17 protein-coding genes are annotated in these 16429 nt (G+C 40.6%); 7 read left to right on the forward strand and 10 right to left on the reverse strand.

Annotated features, from left to right (window positions below):
* Positions 1-52: 52 nt before the first annotated feature.
* From purE to glyA, 8 genes are all read right to left on the reverse strand, one after another.
* The gene (purE, locus tag DCO56_RS22050; RefSeq protein WP_104384899.1) at positions 53-562 is read right to left on the reverse strand and encodes a 5-(carboxyamino)imidazole ribonucleotide mutase; all 510 of its coding nucleotides are present in this window, start codon (positions 560-562) and stop codon (positions 53-55) included.
* 7 nt (positions 563-569) lie between these two features.
* Positions 570-1712 (reverse strand): 5-(carboxyamino)imidazole ribonucleotide synthase, encoded by a 1143-nt coding sequence (locus DCO56_RS22055; RefSeq protein WP_108635902.1) that lies wholly within the window; start codon positions 1710-1712, stop codon positions 570-572.
* A gap of 32 nt (positions 1713-1744) precedes the next feature.
* The gene (locus tag DCO56_RS22060) at positions 1745-2248 is read right to left on the reverse strand and encodes an NADH-quinone oxidoreductase subunit B (RefSeq protein WP_104384901.1); all 504 of its coding nucleotides are present in this window, start codon (positions 2246-2248) and stop codon (positions 1745-1747) included.
* A 2-nt stretch (positions 2249-2250) separates the two neighbouring features.
* The gene (locus DCO56_RS22065; RefSeq protein WP_108635903.1) at positions 2251-2838 is read right to left on the reverse strand and encodes an NADH-quinone oxidoreductase subunit A; all 588 of its coding nucleotides are present in this window, start codon (positions 2836-2838) and stop codon (positions 2251-2253) included.
* Positions 2839-2964: 126 nt separating this feature from the next.
* Complete coding sequence (ffh, locus tag DCO56_RS22070) at positions 2965-4305, reverse strand: signal recognition particle protein (protein WP_108635904.1); 1341 nt, start codon at positions 4303-4305, stop codon at positions 2965-2967.
* 134 nt (positions 4306-4439) lie between these two features.
* Positions 4440-5135 (reverse strand): zinc metallopeptidase, encoded by a 696-nt coding sequence (locus DCO56_RS22075; protein WP_108636104.1) that lies wholly within the window; start codon positions 5133-5135, stop codon positions 4440-4442.
* 229 nt (positions 5136-5364) lie between these two features.
* A complete protein-coding gene (locus tag DCO56_RS22080) occupies positions 5365-5955 on the reverse strand; it encodes an RNA polymerase sigma factor (protein ID WP_077437828.1) in 591 nt (196 codons plus the stop codon).
* Between the two features lie 570 nt (positions 5956-6525).
* On the reverse strand, positions 6526-7797 hold the full coding sequence (gene glyA / locus DCO56_RS22085) for a serine hydroxymethyltransferase (RefSeq protein ID WP_108635905.1): 1272 nt from the start codon (positions 7795-7797) through the stop codon (positions 6526-6528).
* 286 nt (positions 7798-8083) lie between these two features.
* Here glyA and DCO56_RS22090 point away from each other — a divergent pair, with 286 nt between their 5' ends.
* Positions 8084-8434, forward strand: coding sequence for a HesB/IscA family protein (locus DCO56_RS22090; RefSeq protein WP_108635906.1), 351 nt, complete (start codon positions 8084-8086; stop codon positions 8432-8434).
* A 10-nt stretch (positions 8435-8444) separates the two neighbouring features.
* Here DCO56_RS22090 and DCO56_RS22095 read toward each other — a convergent pair whose 3' ends face one another.
* Positions 8445-8687: a hypothetical protein gene (locus tag DCO56_RS22095; RefSeq protein ID WP_108635907.1), complete on the reverse strand. Its 243-nt coding sequence runs from the start codon at positions 8685-8687 to the stop codon at positions 8445-8447.
* 47 nt (positions 8688-8734) lie between these two features.
* Between DCO56_RS22095 and ileS the strand changes: the two genes are divergently transcribed.
* The 6 genes from ileS (at position 8735) to DCO56_RS22125 (ending at position 15902) form a co-directional block, all read left to right on the forward strand.
* Entirely contained in the window at positions 8735-12148 is a 3414-nt protein-coding gene (gene ileS / locus DCO56_RS22100; protein ID WP_108635908.1) for an isoleucine--tRNA ligase, read from the forward strand.
* 3 nt (positions 12149-12151) lie between these two features.
* Positions 12152-12538, forward strand: coding sequence for a TraR/DksA family transcriptional regulator (locus DCO56_RS22105; RefSeq protein ID WP_046674049.1), 387 nt, complete (start codon positions 12152-12154; stop codon positions 12536-12538).
* Positions 12539-12592: 54 nt separating this feature from the next.
* On the forward strand, positions 12593-13243 hold the full coding sequence (locus tag DCO56_RS22110) for a lipoprotein signal peptidase (protein ID WP_108635909.1): 651 nt from the start codon (positions 12593-12595) through the stop codon (positions 13241-13243).
* 135 nt (positions 13244-13378) lie between these two features.
* A complete protein-coding gene (locus tag DCO56_RS22115) occupies positions 13379-14323 on the forward strand; it encodes a M20/M25/M40 family metallo-hydrolase (RefSeq protein ID WP_108635910.1) in 945 nt (314 codons plus the stop codon).
* 122 nt (positions 14324-14445) lie between these two features.
* Positions 14446-15360: an SDR family oxidoreductase gene (locus tag DCO56_RS22120; protein WP_108635911.1), complete on the forward strand. Its 915-nt coding sequence runs from the start codon at positions 14446-14448 to the stop codon at positions 15358-15360.
* Positions 15361-15374: 14 nt separating this feature from the next.
* Entirely contained in the window at positions 15375-15902 is a 528-nt protein-coding gene (locus tag DCO56_RS22125; protein WP_108636105.1) for an acyl-CoA thioesterase, read from the forward strand.
* Positions 15903-16011: 109 nt separating this feature from the next.
* On the opposite strand, the gene DCO56_RS22130 is transcribed toward DCO56_RS22125, so the two are convergent.
* A complete protein-coding gene (locus DCO56_RS22130) occupies positions 16012-16422 on the reverse strand; it encodes an EVE domain-containing protein (protein ID WP_108635912.1) in 411 nt (136 codons plus the stop codon).
* Positions 16423-16429: the final 7 nt, after the last annotated feature.

The raw sequence follows: 16429 nt of genomic DNA on the forward strand, positions 1-16429 counted from the left end.
AAACTGTCCCAAATAAATTTGAGACAGCCTCTTTTTTATTTGATTAATTTCCTTAGAATTGTGTATCCTCTACTTCAACGGCTGTTTCAATCACTTTACGCGCCAGTTCTTCCTTGAAGTCAATAATATTTTTACTGATCGTCTCATCGTGAGTTCCTAGAATCTGAGCGGCCAAAATACCTGCATTTTTTGCTGCATTTAAGGCAACTGTAGCCACTGGAATTCCGTTGGGCATCTGCAGGATGGATAAGACCGAATCCCATCCATCGATAGAATTAGAGGATTTTACAGGAACACCGATCACAGGTAAATGTGTAATTGAAGCGACCATTCCCGGTAAATGTGCTGCCCCGCCAGCTCCTGCAATAATCACCTTCAATCCGCGGGATGCCGCATCTTTCGCATAATCAAACATACGTTGTGGCGTACGGTGTGCCGAAACGATGGTAACTTCAAATTCTACTCCAAGGACTTTGAGGACATCAATGGCATCCTGCATAACTGGAAGATCTGATTTACTTCCCATGATAATGCCTACCTGGGCCTTATTATTGACTGACATAGTATTATTAAGCTTTAACTTTTAATATTTCTTGTACTTTTCTTGCATTGGAGATTGCTTTATCCCGATCATCATTGATGATACACACGTGGCCCATCTTGCGAAAAGGTTTTGTATATTTCTTGCCATACAGATGCAAATAAACTCCCTCCATCGCCAACACCTCTTCTACGCCATCATATTTTGCCAAACCTTCGTAGCCATTTTCGCCCAAAAGATTGATCATGACGGTATTTGTCCGACATCTCGTATCGCCCAATGGTAAATTGAATATTGCTCTTAAATGTTGTGCAAATTGAGAAACATAATTGCCCTCAATCGTTTGATGTCCGCTATTATGCGGGCGCGGAGCCAGTTCATTCACCAAAATATCTCCGTTTTTCGTTAGGAACATTTCCACGGCAAGTAAGCCCACGATCTGCAAATCGTCCGCAATTTTCTTTGCAATTGCTTCCGCACGCTGCTGAATTTCCACGCCATATAAGGATGGCGCGATAAGAAACTCAACCAAATTAGCTTGTGGATTAAATTCCATCTCCACCATCGGAAAGGTGGAGACATCCCCCCGATCGTTACGGGCGACAATGACAGCGATTTCCTTTTCAAAATCTACCCACTCTTCTATTAAACTCGGTTCTTCGAAAGCATCCTGAATATCCGCTTCAGTAACAATTTTCTTAACCCCTTTTCCATCATAACCATCTTTACGCAGTTTCTGAATGTAAGGTAGGCTCAGGGCAGGATTTTTTAAATTATCCTTTGTTGATATCAATTGAAACGCTGAGGTCGGGATATCATTTTGTTTAAAGAACTGTTTCTGCAACCCCTTATCTTGGATCAGGCGAATGATACGCGACTGTGGGTAAACAACTACGCCTTCCTCTTCCAGTTTCTCCAGGGCATCAACATTCACTTTTTCGATTTCGATCGTTATCAAATCCAGATCTTTCCCAAAATTATATACCGTCTCAAAATCACTCAATGAACCACATTCAAACTTATTGCACAGTTTCCGACAAGGAGCATTCTTATCAGGATCCAACACATGAACGTTTACATTGTAATTAATGGCTTCCTGGATTAACATTCTTCCGAGTTGACCACCACCAAGAATGCCTAATTGCAGTTCGCCATAAAAATCTTTTGCCATAATTGATTTTAAAATCTTATAAAATTTATCTTCTAAGCTTTTTCCTTGAACAGTTGTTCGCCTAATAAGCTTTCTTTATCTATCTTTTTTTGCAGTTCAATAAATGCACCGATAAGGGCTTCTGGACGTGGAGGACAACCTTGAACATACACATCCACCGGGATGATCCGATCCACTCCCTTAACCACATGATAGCCGTGTTGCCAATAAGGTCCACCACAATTGGAACAGGATCCCATTGAGATCACATATTTAGGATCGGGCATCTGCTCATATAGTTTTTTTATGCGGTCAGCCATTTTGAATGTAACTGTACCTGCGATTATAATGACATCAGACTGTCTCGGCGAAGGTCTTGGAAAAACGCCCATCCGATCCAGGTCATAAGTCGAGGCCATCGCTCCCATCATCTCGATCGCACAACAGGCAATGCCAAAACTCATGGGCCACATGGACGAAAGCCTCGCCCAGTTTAACAAATCATCCAATTTGGCAACAACGACACCATTATTTTGCAGTTGACTATCTAAACTCATGCTTACTCAGGTTTTTTAAATCGAGGTTTAAAAGCGATCTTTGGAGCAGCCGCTACTTCCTGTACGACAGTATTCTCCATAGCCGCGTTTGCCGGCTCCCTATAGTCCCGCACCTGATAGGTACTATTATTCAATGTGGAATAAGCACTTTGAGGAATATTTACAGGAACCTTAGGTAAAGATACATTGGGCTTCACCCATTCCAGATCGCCTTTTTTCCATACAAAAACCAATCCCAAGATTAATATACCGATAAACATGGCCATTTCAATCAGGGTGAACCAGCCCCATCGACCATCTGCGGCAATGTATTCCGATTGCCCAAATACAGTTGCCCATGGAAAAATAAAAATAAGCTCCACATCAAACAACAGGAACACCAGGGCAATGACGTAGAATCGAGGGTTAAATTGTACCCAAGAGGATCCAACAGGATCTTCACCACATTCGTAAGTACCAGATTTAATGGGATTGTTCTTTTTGGGAGAAATTAAACGTGCTAAAAAAATGGTCGCACAGACTAACAGCGCCCCTATCAGCAGAATGATAAGGATTTTGCCGTATTCCGATAATTGCGCGGGGTCATCCATAATAATTACAAATTTAACAATTATTTCGTTTACTCGAGCGAGGAACTTGAAATTACGAATTATTTATTAAAAAAATAGGGCATTGTATGCGTACAATGCCCCATAATATATAACTATACACTAAAATTACATTTTTCCTGGCATTTTAGGCATATTGCGCATCAACTTCGCGGCCATCGCCGGGTTAGACATTTGCTTCATCACCTTTCGCATATCACCAAATTGCTTCAACAATTTGTTTACTTCATTAATATCTGTTCCGGAACCTTTGGCAATACGTAAGCGACGTTTTTGATCAATTACATCCGGATTTTCACGCTCAAAAGGAGTCATCGAATCAATGATCGCTTCAATAGGTTTGAACGCATTGTCATCAACTTCAATATCTTTCATTGCCTTTCCTACGCCAGGGATCATGCCCATCAAATCTTTCATATTACCCATTTTTTTGATCTGTTGGATCTGGGATTTGAAATCATTGAAATCAAATTTATTCTTACGGATTTTCTTCTGAAGCTCAGCAGCTTGCTTTTCGTCGAACTGTTGTTGTGCACGCTCCACCAAAGATACCACGTCACCCATACCCAAAATACGGGATGCCATACGATCGGGGTAGAAAACATCCAATGCATCCATCTTCTCTCCGGTACCGATAAACTTAATTGGCTTATTGACAACGGATTTTATGGATAGCGCAGCACCACCGCGTGTATCACCATCCAATTTGGTCAATACAACACCTGTAAAATCAAGGCGATCGTTGAATGTCTTCGCTGTATTGACAGCATCCTGTCCCGTCATCGAGTCAACTACAAATAAGATCTCATCCGGTTTTGTTGCTTCCTTAACCGCAGTGATCTCCACCATCAAAGGCTCATCTATCGCCAAACGACCAGCGGTATCAATAATGACTACATTATGGCCATTGCGTTTTGCCTCTTCAACCCCCGCTTTCGCAATAGCAATCGGATCCGTTGATTCTCTATTCACATATACAGGTACACCAACTTGCTCGGCTAGCACCTCCAATTGATCAATCGCAGCCGGACGATAAACGTCACCCGCAACCAATAATGGCTTTTTGTTCTTTTTATCTTTCAGGTATAAGGCTAACTTTCCGGAAAAAGTTGTTTTACCGGCACCGTTCAGACCCGCGATCAAAATAACAGTAGGATTTTTACCAGTCTCCAGCTCGGTAACAGATCCGCCCATCAATTCTGTCAACTCATCATTCATGATTTTAGTCAACAATTGACCCGGAGAAATACTTGTTAAAACGTTCTGCCCTAAAGCTTTTTGTCTAACATCATCTGTAAAAGTTTTAGCAGTCTTGTAATTCACGTCGGCATCCAACAATGCTTTGCGAATTTCTTTCATCGTTTCAGCAACGTTGATTTCGGTAATACTGCCTTGCCCTTTTAATACCTTAAAGGCCCTATCTAGCTTATCTTGAAGATTTGAAAACATAAAATCTGAGTCTTATTCTATATAAACAGCAAAGTTAAAAAAATTGTCTGTAGTAACCTCATTAACACCCTATAAAAAATGCGACTATTAAAAATAATCGCATTTTTTATATGCTAAAGTTGTTAAATCGTTCTTTACTCGCTTCTACGCCCGCCAAATAACATAGACGCATAGTATAAAAGTGTTACCAAGGCACTCAAAGCAGCAACTACATACGTCATGGCAGCCCATTTTAACGCATCCTTCGCACCATCGTGCTCCTCGCCATTATAGGTAACTCCGGCATGATTTAACCACGCTAGCGCCCGGTTTGATGCATCGAATTCTACCGGAAGTGTGATGAACGAGAAAATTGTTGTAATAGCCAAAGCACCTACACCCACGGCCAACAACCAAGGATTACCGCCTTTGGAAAATGCAAATAACATCACACCCAGCATCAATACCCAAGAGGTCAGTTTGGAAGCCGCATTGACCATAGGCACCATTGCCGAACGGAAACCCAACCATTTGTAGGCCTTTGCATGCTGGACAGCGTGACCACATTCATGCGCCGCGACTGCCGCAGCCGCCACACTACGACCACTATACACTTCAGGACTCAGGTTTACCGTTTTATCCGATGGGTTGTAATGATCTCCCAAACGATCAGGAATGGAGATTACTTTTACGTCATAAATCCCGTTATCGTTCAGCATTTTCAGTGCGATCTCAGCACCTGACATTCCATTCCCCAATGGCATCTCCGAATACTTCTTAAATTTGTTTTTAAATCGTGTCTGGACAATCAGGCTTACCACCATTATTCCAATAAATAAAATCAAGTACATAGCTTTTATATTTTTATCGTTATTATCTTTTAATAGTTTCGATATGACTATCAAACCCTATTCCAATTCCCATAAATTGATTAAGACATGAATTTCTAAGATAATAAAAAGCGTATAACTGACAAAAAGAACAAATTCTTCTGATGCCGACATGACATTGTAGCATAAAAAAGGGGATGAAAACCTCACCCCCGTTATTGTTATTTTCTAAATTATAGTACTTTTTTCATTATCCCATCTGAAAGACCAAATCGGAGCCTTCGATCATTTTTCGCAGATTGCTCAAAGCATAGCGCATTCTTCCTAACGCAGTATTGATACTCACCTCTGTTATCTCGGCAATATCCTTAAAGCTCATATCACAAAAATGGCGCATAATCAAAACCTCTTTCTGATCATCCGGTAGTTTCTGTATCATTTTCTTTAAATCGACATCCACCTGCTGTTTCAGCATCTTAGACTCAGCGCTTTCATCACTGAACTCCAACACTTCAAAAATGTCAAAACCATCTGCATTTACAATATTGGGAGCCCGTTTGGCTTTCCTGAAAAAGTCAACGATCATATTATGCGCAATACGGATCGCCCAAGGCAAAAATTTCCCCTCTTCGTTGTATTTGCCAGATTTTAAGGTATTGATGATTTTAATGAAAGTCTCCTGGAAAATATCTTCAGCAAGATATTCGTCTTTTACTTTCATATATATAGAGGTGTAAATCTTCGATTTATATCGATTCAACAATGCCTCTAGGCCGGACTCCTGGCCACCGACATACATTTGGATCAATTCTTGATCACTCTTACTTTTCAAAAGTCTCATACGTCACTTACTTTTTAGCAGTTCGCAATTAAATTATCAGTTCTGTTGTAAAATGTAAATGTTTAGCGTATAGTGTTCCTTTCTTATTGTAAAACAATCAATTAATACTATCTCAAAGTACCGTAAAATTATTGAGTAATCAAATTTTTACATTTTATTTTAAGACTTTTTAACATTTTAAGAATTAAAAACTTCCTTCCCTTCGCAAAAAGAGCACCTGACATACTTAGGTCTGCTTCGACTTATCCGGTGAATTACGCTGACCCAAATTGACCGATAACAGGGAGCTTACAGGAACCTGGTCCAGACCTCATTGGATGAAAGCGTATCAAACCGCTGTTAACTCGCTGTTATTTTAGTATAAAACGCGTATTATCCCAAAAGCTGTCTCCATATTGCCGGCAGGAAATTATAAGCTGGTTTCGCAGTTCATACTGTCTCGAAAATAACATGTTAAAAGAAGGGAACGAACATAAGCAGAGCCGGGACTTGCAAATGTAGCTTAGACCCAAAACGAAAATAGCGGAATTACCTTGGGCAATTCCGCTATTCTATATAGGAACAATCGTCTTATTTATACAATGGAAATTCGGCCATCATGGCTTTCACCTTGCCATGGATTTTATCCAATTCAGCATCGTTCGATGCATTTTGCAATGCTTCGTCAATTAATTCTCCGATTTGAACAATTTCATTTTCTTTGATTCCACGTGTTGTGATCGCCGCAGTACCAAAACGTACACCTGAAGTCACAAAAGGAGAACGTGTATCAAAAGGAACCATATTTTTGTTGGTTGTGATACCCGCTTTACCCAATACCGCTTCTGCTTCTTTACCAGAAATATCTTTGTTTCGTAGATCCACTAACATCAAGTGGTTATCCGTACCGCCAGAGATAATCTTATAATCTTTCTCAACGAAGAACTGTGCCAATGCCGCTGCATTTTTCTTCACCTGAACAATGTACTCCATGTATTCGTCAGATAAAGCTTCGCCGTAAGCAATTGCTTTTGCAGCAATTGTATGTTCCAAAGGACCGCCTTGTGTGCCTGGAAAAACAGCTAAATCCAACAACTGTGTGATTGTACGGGTTTCGCCTTTAGGTGTTTTGATACCCCAAGTGTTTTCAAAGTCCTTACCAACCATAATCATACCACCACGTGGACCACGTAGTGTTTTATGTGTCGTTGTAGTAACGATATGACAATGTGGAAGTGGATCATTCAATAAACCACGAGCGATCAAACCTGCAGGATGAGAAATATCAGCCAAAACAATCGCACCGATTTCATCAGCAACTTTACGGATGCGTGCATAGTCCCAGTCACGGGAATAAGCTGAAGCACCGCAGATAATCATTTTTGGTTTTTCACGAAGTGCCGTTTCTTCCAACTGTTCGTAATCAATCAGACCTGTATCTTCTTTTACACCGTAAAATAATGGTTGATAGATCTTACCAGAAAGGTTTGCCGGTGATCCGTGAGTCAAGTGTCCACCATGAGATAAATCAAGACCTAAAATTTTGTCTCCAGGTTTGATTGTCGCCAAAAAAACAGCCGCATTTGCCTGTGCTCCAGAGTGAGGTTGAACATTTACCCATTCTGCGCCAAATAATTGCTTTGCACGATCAATTGCGATGGTTTCAATTTCATCCACAACTTCACAACCTCCATAGTAACGTTTTCCTGGGAGGCCTTCTGCATATTTATTTGTCAACACTGAACCAGCAGCTTCCATCACTTGTTTTGAAACAAAGTTTTCCGAAGCAATTAATTCAATACCTTCTTCTTGGCGTTTCAGCTCATCAGCTATTAAATTAAAAATGGCTTGATCTCTTTCCATTGTTTTTAAATGTTGTAAAGTAAATTTTGTTTTTATTTTAATGCCTCAAAGATAGCATATTCCATAAAGAATATCGACAAAAAGCCATATTTTATTAAATGTTCTTAGAAAAATAGGCTTATTTATGCGAATTAGCTAATTAACAAGGTATCCTTTTAACTCCTATTTGGAGCCCCCCCAATCCAATAAAAATTGAATGTTTTGTAAATGTCAAAAAATCTACGGCGGGCGATTTGCAATTAAAAATATGTATTTTTGTTAAAGAATTGGCTAAAACATTATCAAAATGAGCACAGAACATACAGCAATTGCTCCCGTTACCTTAACTCAAGGGGCAATCAAGGAACTCAATAAATTAAAGGATCAGCAAGAAATCTCTGATGATTTTGGTTTACGTGTCGGTGTAGAAGGTGGTGGTTGTTCAGGTATGAGTTATATCCTTGGTTTTGACCAGAAAAAAGATGGAGACAGCGAGTACGAAATTGAAGGAATCCGCATTTTTATGAACAAAGCACATGGCTTATATCTTGCAGGCATGGAAATTGACTTCAAATCAGGACTTGACGCAAGAGGTTTTACTTTCAATAATCCAAATGCAAGTAGCACTTGTGGTTGTGGAAGCAGTTTTTCAGCATAAAGTTGAAATTTTACACATATTCCAACAGAAAGGGGACTGCAATGCGCAATCCCTTTTTTGTTTCATGCTGATTCCAGCAGCTCGAATAGCTCATTGTCCAACATAACTCCCGTGCTTTTCTAGCTTTCATTTCGAGTTTGAGTACTCCTATCCGTACAATCCTTCCGTTTTGATAGTACCGTGAATTTTCAAAAATAGGAACTGCACATTTAATGATATTACAGCTACAATGCCCTCTTTCTTTTTCCATCATAATTCACTAAATTAGCGACCTTTAGAAAAGAAGCATACAACAGTCTGATGTACAAAGAATATAAGCAGTTAAATTTACCGGAGATCGGTAAAGAGATTTTGACCCGTTGGGAACAGGAAAAAATATTCGAAAAAAGTATCAATAATCGTCCTGAGAGCAAATCATATACATTTTTTGAAGGACCACCTTCTGCAAATGGAATGCCTGGGATCCATCACGTGATGGCGCGTACGATTAAGGATATTTTCTGTCGCTACAAGACATTGAAAGGCTACCGCGTAAAACGTAAAGGAGGCTGGGATACCCATGGTCTTCCAATTGAGCTTGCTGTCGAAAAAGCGCTTGGTATTACAAAAGAAGATATCGGCAAAAAGATTACCGTCGAAGAATATAATGAAGCTTGCCGCAAGGAGGTAATGAAGTATACAGATGTCTGGAATGACCTAACCAACAAAATGGGTTATTGGGTTGACCTTGAGCATCCTTACATTACCTATAAAAACGAATACATCGAAACACTATGGTATTTGTTAAAAGAACTTTACAAAAAGGGTTTATTATACAAAGGCTACACCATTCAACCGTATTCGCCTGCTGCAGGCACCGGATTGAGTTCACATGAGCTTAATCAACCGGGTACGTACAAAGATGTCAAGGATACGACCATTGTTGCTGAATTCCGATTGATCAAGAGCCAGCTGCATCCGGCAATCGAAAAACTGGTTGATGATGAAGCCGAGGATGTTGCGTTCATCGCCTGGACAACCACCCCCTGGACATTACCTTCCAATACAGCCCTGGTAGTCGGCAAGAAAATAAACTATGTGAAGATCCGTACATTTAACAAGTATACGGGAGCACCTGTCTCTGTTGTATTGGCAAAAGATCTGATCAGCAAACATTTTAAAGCTGAAGGTGAAAATGCATCTTTTCAAGACTACAAATTGGGTGATAAAGTAATCCCTTGGGAACTTGCCGCAGAATTTGTCGGCGAGGAACTCGTTGGCTTACGTTACGAGCAATTGTTGCCCTATATCACCAATGAAGATTTACAGGAAAATGCCTTCCGTGTAATCCCCGGTGACTTCGTGACAACTGAAGACGGTACGGGTATCGTACATGCTGCGCCTACTTATGGTGCGGATGACTTTCGGGTAGCGAAAGAACACGGTGTACCGGGCATTCTGGTGAAAGACGAAAATGGAAAAGATGTTCCTACAGTAGACCGTACAGGCCGTTTCGTTAATGAAATCACGGATTTTGCTGGACGATTTGTAAAAGAAGAATACTACAGTGCCGAAGAACGGGCAAAAGAGGACTTCAAACCTACTGACGTCTTGATCTCCATCAAATTAAAAGAGGACAATAAAGCATTTGACGTTAAAAAATACGAGCACACCTACCCACACTGCTGGCGTACAGACAAACCGGTTTTATACTATCCATTGGATAGCTGGTTTATCCGTACAACTGCGGTAAAAGAAGATTTGGTTGCTTTAAATAAAACAATCAACTGGAAACCTGAAGCTACCGGTACGGGGCGCTTTGGAAACTGGCTGGAAAACCTAGTGGACTGGAACCTTTCACGCTCACGCTACTGGGGGACTCCACTTCCTATCTGGCGTTCGGAAGATGAGAATGAAGAAGTATGTATCGGTTCATTACCAGAGTTAAAATCGCTATTGGAAGCCTCCCTGAGGTCGGACGTTTTATCCGCAGATGAGAAAGCGAAAAATCAGGCTTACCTGGATAAATTTGACACGGAACAATTGGACTTACACCGACCTTATGTCGATGATATTGTGCTTGTTTCTGATGCCGGTCAAAAATTATTCCGTGAACCGGACTTAATTGACGTATGGTTTGATTCCGGTGCAATGCCTTATGCCCAATGGGGACTGGATCATGAGAAGTTGGCAAAAGGTGAAGAGTTTCCATTTAAAGACGGATTCAATCATGCGTATCCGGCAGATTTCATTGCGGAGGGTGTTGACCAGACTCGTGGATGGTTCTTTACGCTACATGCGATCTCCACGATGATGTATAAATCGGTTTCTTTTAAAAACGTGGTTTCCAACGGTCTGGTATTGGATAAGAACGGGAATAAGATGTCCAAACGTTTAGGTAATGGCGTAGATCCATTTTCAACGATAGATCAATATAGTGCCGATGCTACTCGTTGGTATATGATCAGTAATGCAGCTCCTTGGGACAACTTAAAGTTCAACATGGAGGGATTGGATGAGGTCCGTCGTAAATTCTTCGGTACGCTATACAATACCTATGCATTTTTTGCACTTTATGCCAATATTGACAAGTTCTCCTACGCAGAACCAGATATTGCATTGGAAAACCGTCCTGAAATCGATCGTTGGATTATCTCATTACTCAATTCACTAACGAAAGAAGTGGATGAATATCTAGCGGATTACGAACCGACAAAAGCGGCTCGTGCAATCCAAAATTTTGTGGACGAGCACCTGAGTAACTGGTACGTTCGTTTGTGCCGCCGTCGCTTCTGGAAGGGAGAATATACAGAAGATAAAATTTCTGCCTATCAGACATTGTATACTTGTCTGGATACTATCGCGAAATTAATGTCACCGATATCACCATTTTTCTCGGATAGACTGTTCCTGGATTTGAATACTGCAACAAATAAAGAGCAAGTTGATTCTGTACACTTGGCGAACTTCCCGGTATACAATGAAAACTTAGTGGACAAAGATCTGGAAGAACGTATGGCCCTGGCACAAGACATCTCCTCGTTGACGCTGTCATTGCGTAAAAAAACGTCGATCAATGTGCGTCAGCCATTAAACAAAATCCTTGTTCCGGTATTGGACAGTGCTTTCCGGGAGAAAGTGGAGAAAGTAAAAGATTTGATACTTTCGGAAACTAATATCAAAGATATTGAGTTCATTACGGATACAACAGGTATTATCAAGAAAAAAATAAAACCAAACTTTAAAGCTCTTGGCGCGAAAGTTGGTAAGGATATGAAGTTAGTCTCTTCAGCTATCCAATCGTTGACTATAGATCAAATCAGCACGCTGGAATCAACTGGTGAATTGGCCTTAACAGGTACGCCATATACTATTCTATTGAGCGATGTCGAAATTATAGCAGAGGATGTGGAAGGATGGCAGGTTGCTAATTTGGGTAAATTAACCGTCGCATTAGATGTCCATATCACCGAAGAATTGAAGAAAGAAGGACTATCAAGAGAATTGATCAACCGTCTACAAAATTTGCGGAAAGAAAAAGGACTTGAAGTAACGGATAGAATTAACGTAAAGTTAACAGTTTCACCAGAGGTGGTCGATGCTGCGAAAGAAAATTTATCTTATATTTGCACCGAAATTCTAGCCGATTCATTGGTATTTGAAGATTCACTAACTGAAGGAGAGCTCATCGAGATCGATGGCAAAGAACTTAAGGCATTAATCCAAAAAAATTAAATTATGGCAAACAACAACGAGAAAACACGCTATAGCGATTCAGAATTACAAGAATTCAAAGATATTATCTTGGACAAGCTTAGAATAGCAAAAGAAGAGCTTTCCTCGTTGACAGCAACGCTTAATAACAGCAATGCGAATGGTACAGACGATACTGCGGGTACTTACAAGACCTTAGAGGATGGTTCTGCAACGTTGGAGAAAGAGCAAACCAACCAATTGGCTGCGCGTCAAAAGAAGTTTATCGACAACCTTGAAGCAGCGTTGGTGCGCATCGAGAACAAAACGTATGGTATCTGTAGAGAAACCGGAAAACTGATTCAAAAAGAACGTTTGAAAGCTGTTCCGCATACGACGTTGAGCATCGAAGCGAAAAACAAACAATATTAATTTTAAGCAAAAATATATGGTCTTTGCTCCGGCAAAGACCATTTTTATAGCACAATGAAGGGGTATACGAAACCAGTCGCACTAATTGTCGCGATTCTTTTAATAGACCAATTGTCAAAAATATGGGTTAAGCTCTCTATGACAATTGGACAAAGTCATCACATCTTAGGTAAATTCTTCCAGATCCATTTTATTGAAAATAACGGAATGGCTTATGGAATGGAATTTGGTGGCGATTACGGGAAATTGTTCCTGACCGTGTTTCGGATACTGGCCGTCGCTGGTATTGGCTATGGTCTACACTACATGATTAAGAATAAATACAACCGTGGTTTTATATTAAATGTAGCCTTGATTCTCGCCGGTGCTTTGGGCAATATCATTGATTCGGCATTCTATGGGGTGATCTTCAGTGAGAGCACCTTTTACGACAAAGCATCCTTATTTCCAGCTGCCGGGGGGTATTCATCCTTCTTGCATGGAAAAGTCGTCGATATGCTTTATTTCCCATTAATCGAAGGAACTTTCCCTACCTGGGTACCTTTTTGGGGTGGCGAAGATTTTCTATTCTTCAGGCCAGTTTTTAATATCGCTGATTCGGCAATCTCAGTAGGTGTTGTGTTAATATTACTATTCCAAAAACGGTATTTTAAAACGGAAAAAGAGGAAAAATCTAGTATCCATAGCGAAATCGTTGAAGATTAACGAAATATATTACAAAAGCCTTGTTAATCACAAGGCTTTTCTTTTAAAAAGTTAAAAATAAAATGGGGATCATAATCCGGTTATCAAGTAACCTAGCCATGTAGGTAATGGTGATCTCCACACTAAACATCAAAAATGAAAAACATAAACTTATTCCTAATCGTCTGCTTACTTTTTTTGACAAAATACGCGCAAGCACAGCAAATTGAAATTCCAAAGCTAAAAAAACATATCTACTACCTGGCAGATGACAAGATGAAAGGTAGAGGAACGGGTAGCAAAGAAGTATTCAAAGCAGCAGACTATATCGAAAAAGAATTCAAAAAATATAAATTACAGCCCAAAGGTGACCATGGTTACCGTCAGTCTTTCAAAGCCAAAGTATGGAAAGTGAAAGTAGCCGACAGTATCCGTGATGCAGACAACATTATCGGCTTTGTTGATAATGGAGCAGCCCTGACAGTGGTGATAGGTGCTCATTACGATCATTTGGGTACAGGCCACCAAGGTAGTTCAAAAGATTCCTTAGGTGTGGGAAAAATCCACAATGGTGCTGATGATAATGCTTCCGGTACCGCCGGTTTATTGGAACTTGCCCGTTATTTTAGTACCAACAAGGAAAAAGAACCTTACAATCTATTATTTATAGCCTTTGGCGCTGAGGAGCTGGGATTAGTAGGTTCCAAATATTTTACGGAGCACCCCACCCTACCGCTTGAAAAAATCACCGCCATGCTCAATATGGATATGATCGGCCGCTATAATTCTGACAATGGACTTGCCGTCATCGGATATGGCACAAGCAGCCAATGGCCAACGATTTTTAAAGATATCCAGGCACCAATAAAATTTAACCTGAGCAAGGACGGTAACGGCGGATCCGATCAGACTTCCTTTTATAAAAAGAATATTCCAGTATTATTTTTCCATACCGGTGGGCATCCAGACTACCACATGCCTACCGATGATGCAGACAAAATTGATTACAAGGCATTGAAATCTATTCTTGACCTGGAAAAATCGGTGATTGAAAATGTGATGAAACAGTCCGATAAAATGGATTTTATCTGGACGAACTAAATATATAAAATCCCGCTTGTTTTTTTGAATCCCGGCTTAGTCCCGGAAACAACTTGATCGGGATGAATGATACAGTGTAAGTCCCTATTGAACTAAAAGACGGATAAAAAATAACTATACGGATGAAAAAAATTCTTGTCACAGGATCCAACGGCTTTTTGGGGCAAAAGGTCGTAGACCTACTTGCCGGAGATGACCGCTATGAAGTTACAGCCATTTCAAAAGGCTCAAACAGAAATCCAAATCAAGCTGGATATGTATTTGAGCAGATTGATTTACTGGATCATACAAAACTGACGGATTTTTTATCCAGTCATAGCTTTGATACGATTGTACATACTGCAGCGATGACCAGTGTCGAAGCATGTGAGGTCGATAAGGCGGCCTGCCAGCTGATCAATGTAGATCTGGTACAAACCTTGGCGAGCTACTGCGAAAAAAATCAGGCACAGTTGGTTCATCTCTCCACCGATTTCGTATTCGATGGCAAAAAAGGTAGTCCCTATCATGAACAGGATTTACCAAATCCCCAAAGTGAATATGGGAAGAGTAAACATGCCTCGGAGCAAGTGCTCGCACAGTCTTCCTGCAAGTATGCCATTTTACGTACAATTTTAGTCTATGGTATAAATGCTGACCCAAACCGCTCCAATTTAGTGCTATGGGCAAAGGGAAAGCTTATACAAAAAGAAGCGATAAAAGTAGTCAATGACCAATGGAGAATGCCTACATTTGTAGATGATTTAGCGTACGCTTGTCAATTGGCCATTGAACGAGATGCTCAGGGGATATTCCATATCTCCGGGGCCGAATTGATGTCCATCAATGAAGCGGTTTATGCAATTGCAGATTATTGGCAACTGGACAAATCATTGATCTCGGAAATCAGTGCAGCAAGTATCGGACAAGCGGACAACAGGCCGCGTCTGACAGGTTTTGATCTCAGTAAATCCAAAAACGAACTGGGCTATGTACCGACGTCATTTGTGGAGTCCTTGGCAATAATTGATAGGCAATCTAAGGAACTTGGAAGATAATGACAAAAAATAATATGATAGAGAAATTTGCGAGAGAGTCATACACGGAGATGAATGAATTGGTCCTTCCGAATGATACCAATACGTTTGGAAATCTCATGGGCGGCCGTTTATTATATTGGATGGATATCTGTTCGGCTATTGCTGCACAGAAGCATTGTAGCAATGTGGTCGTTACGGTATCTGTAGATAATGTATCTTTTAAGCGTTCGATCAAACTGGGTGAAGTGGTCACCATACAGGCACAAGTCACCCGTGCATTTAACAGTTCGTTAGAGGTACGCATGGAAATTTTTGCATCAAATTTGCCGGAGGGCACTCGCGTAAAAACCAATGAAGCGTATTATACTTTTGTTGCCGTTGATGCCGACAATAATCCTAAAACTGTGCCGGTATTGATTCCTGAAACAGAATCAGAACACAAAGCTTATGAAGATGCATTGCAACGCAGAGAGCTTCGCCTTATTCTCGCGGGAAAACTAAAGCCCGAAAATGCAAAAAAACTAAAAGCATTGGTCAGTCTGTTCAGCCAGAAAAACTAATACAGGACTGATACATTGCTATAAAAGAAAGCGAGTACATGTCGACATGTACTCGCTTTCTTTTTATTGGCTGCAAAAAATATGATTCTGCACCTTTTATTTCGAATGGTTACTCCCCATTGCCTAAAGCTAAGATCCGGTCGAATTCCTCAGGCTTTAACGGCATCACCGATAGACGGCCCTGTCTTACCAAAGCGATATCCTGTAATTGCTCATCTGCTTTGATGGTCTCCAGCGTAACAGACTTCTTCAGTGTTTCAACAGGAGCCAAGTCTACGACGACCCAGCGTTCATCATCGGTTGTTGGGTCCTGATAAAATTCTTTCACTACCTTCGCGACACCAACGACATCCTTTCCCTCGTTGCTATGATAGAAAAGGACCAAATCGCCTTCCTTCATCGCTTTCATGTTATTCCTAGCCTGGTAATTGCGAACACCATCCCAAAACGTCCGTCCATCTTTATTAAATTGCTCCCAACTATATTTAAATGGTTCAGATTTCACTAAGAAATATTGCATAATCAAC

Source organism: Sphingobacterium athyrii, assembly GCF_003071065.1.
Lineage (GTDB): Bacteria > Bacteroidota > Bacteroidia > Sphingobacteriales > Sphingobacteriaceae > Sphingobacterium > Sphingobacterium athyrii.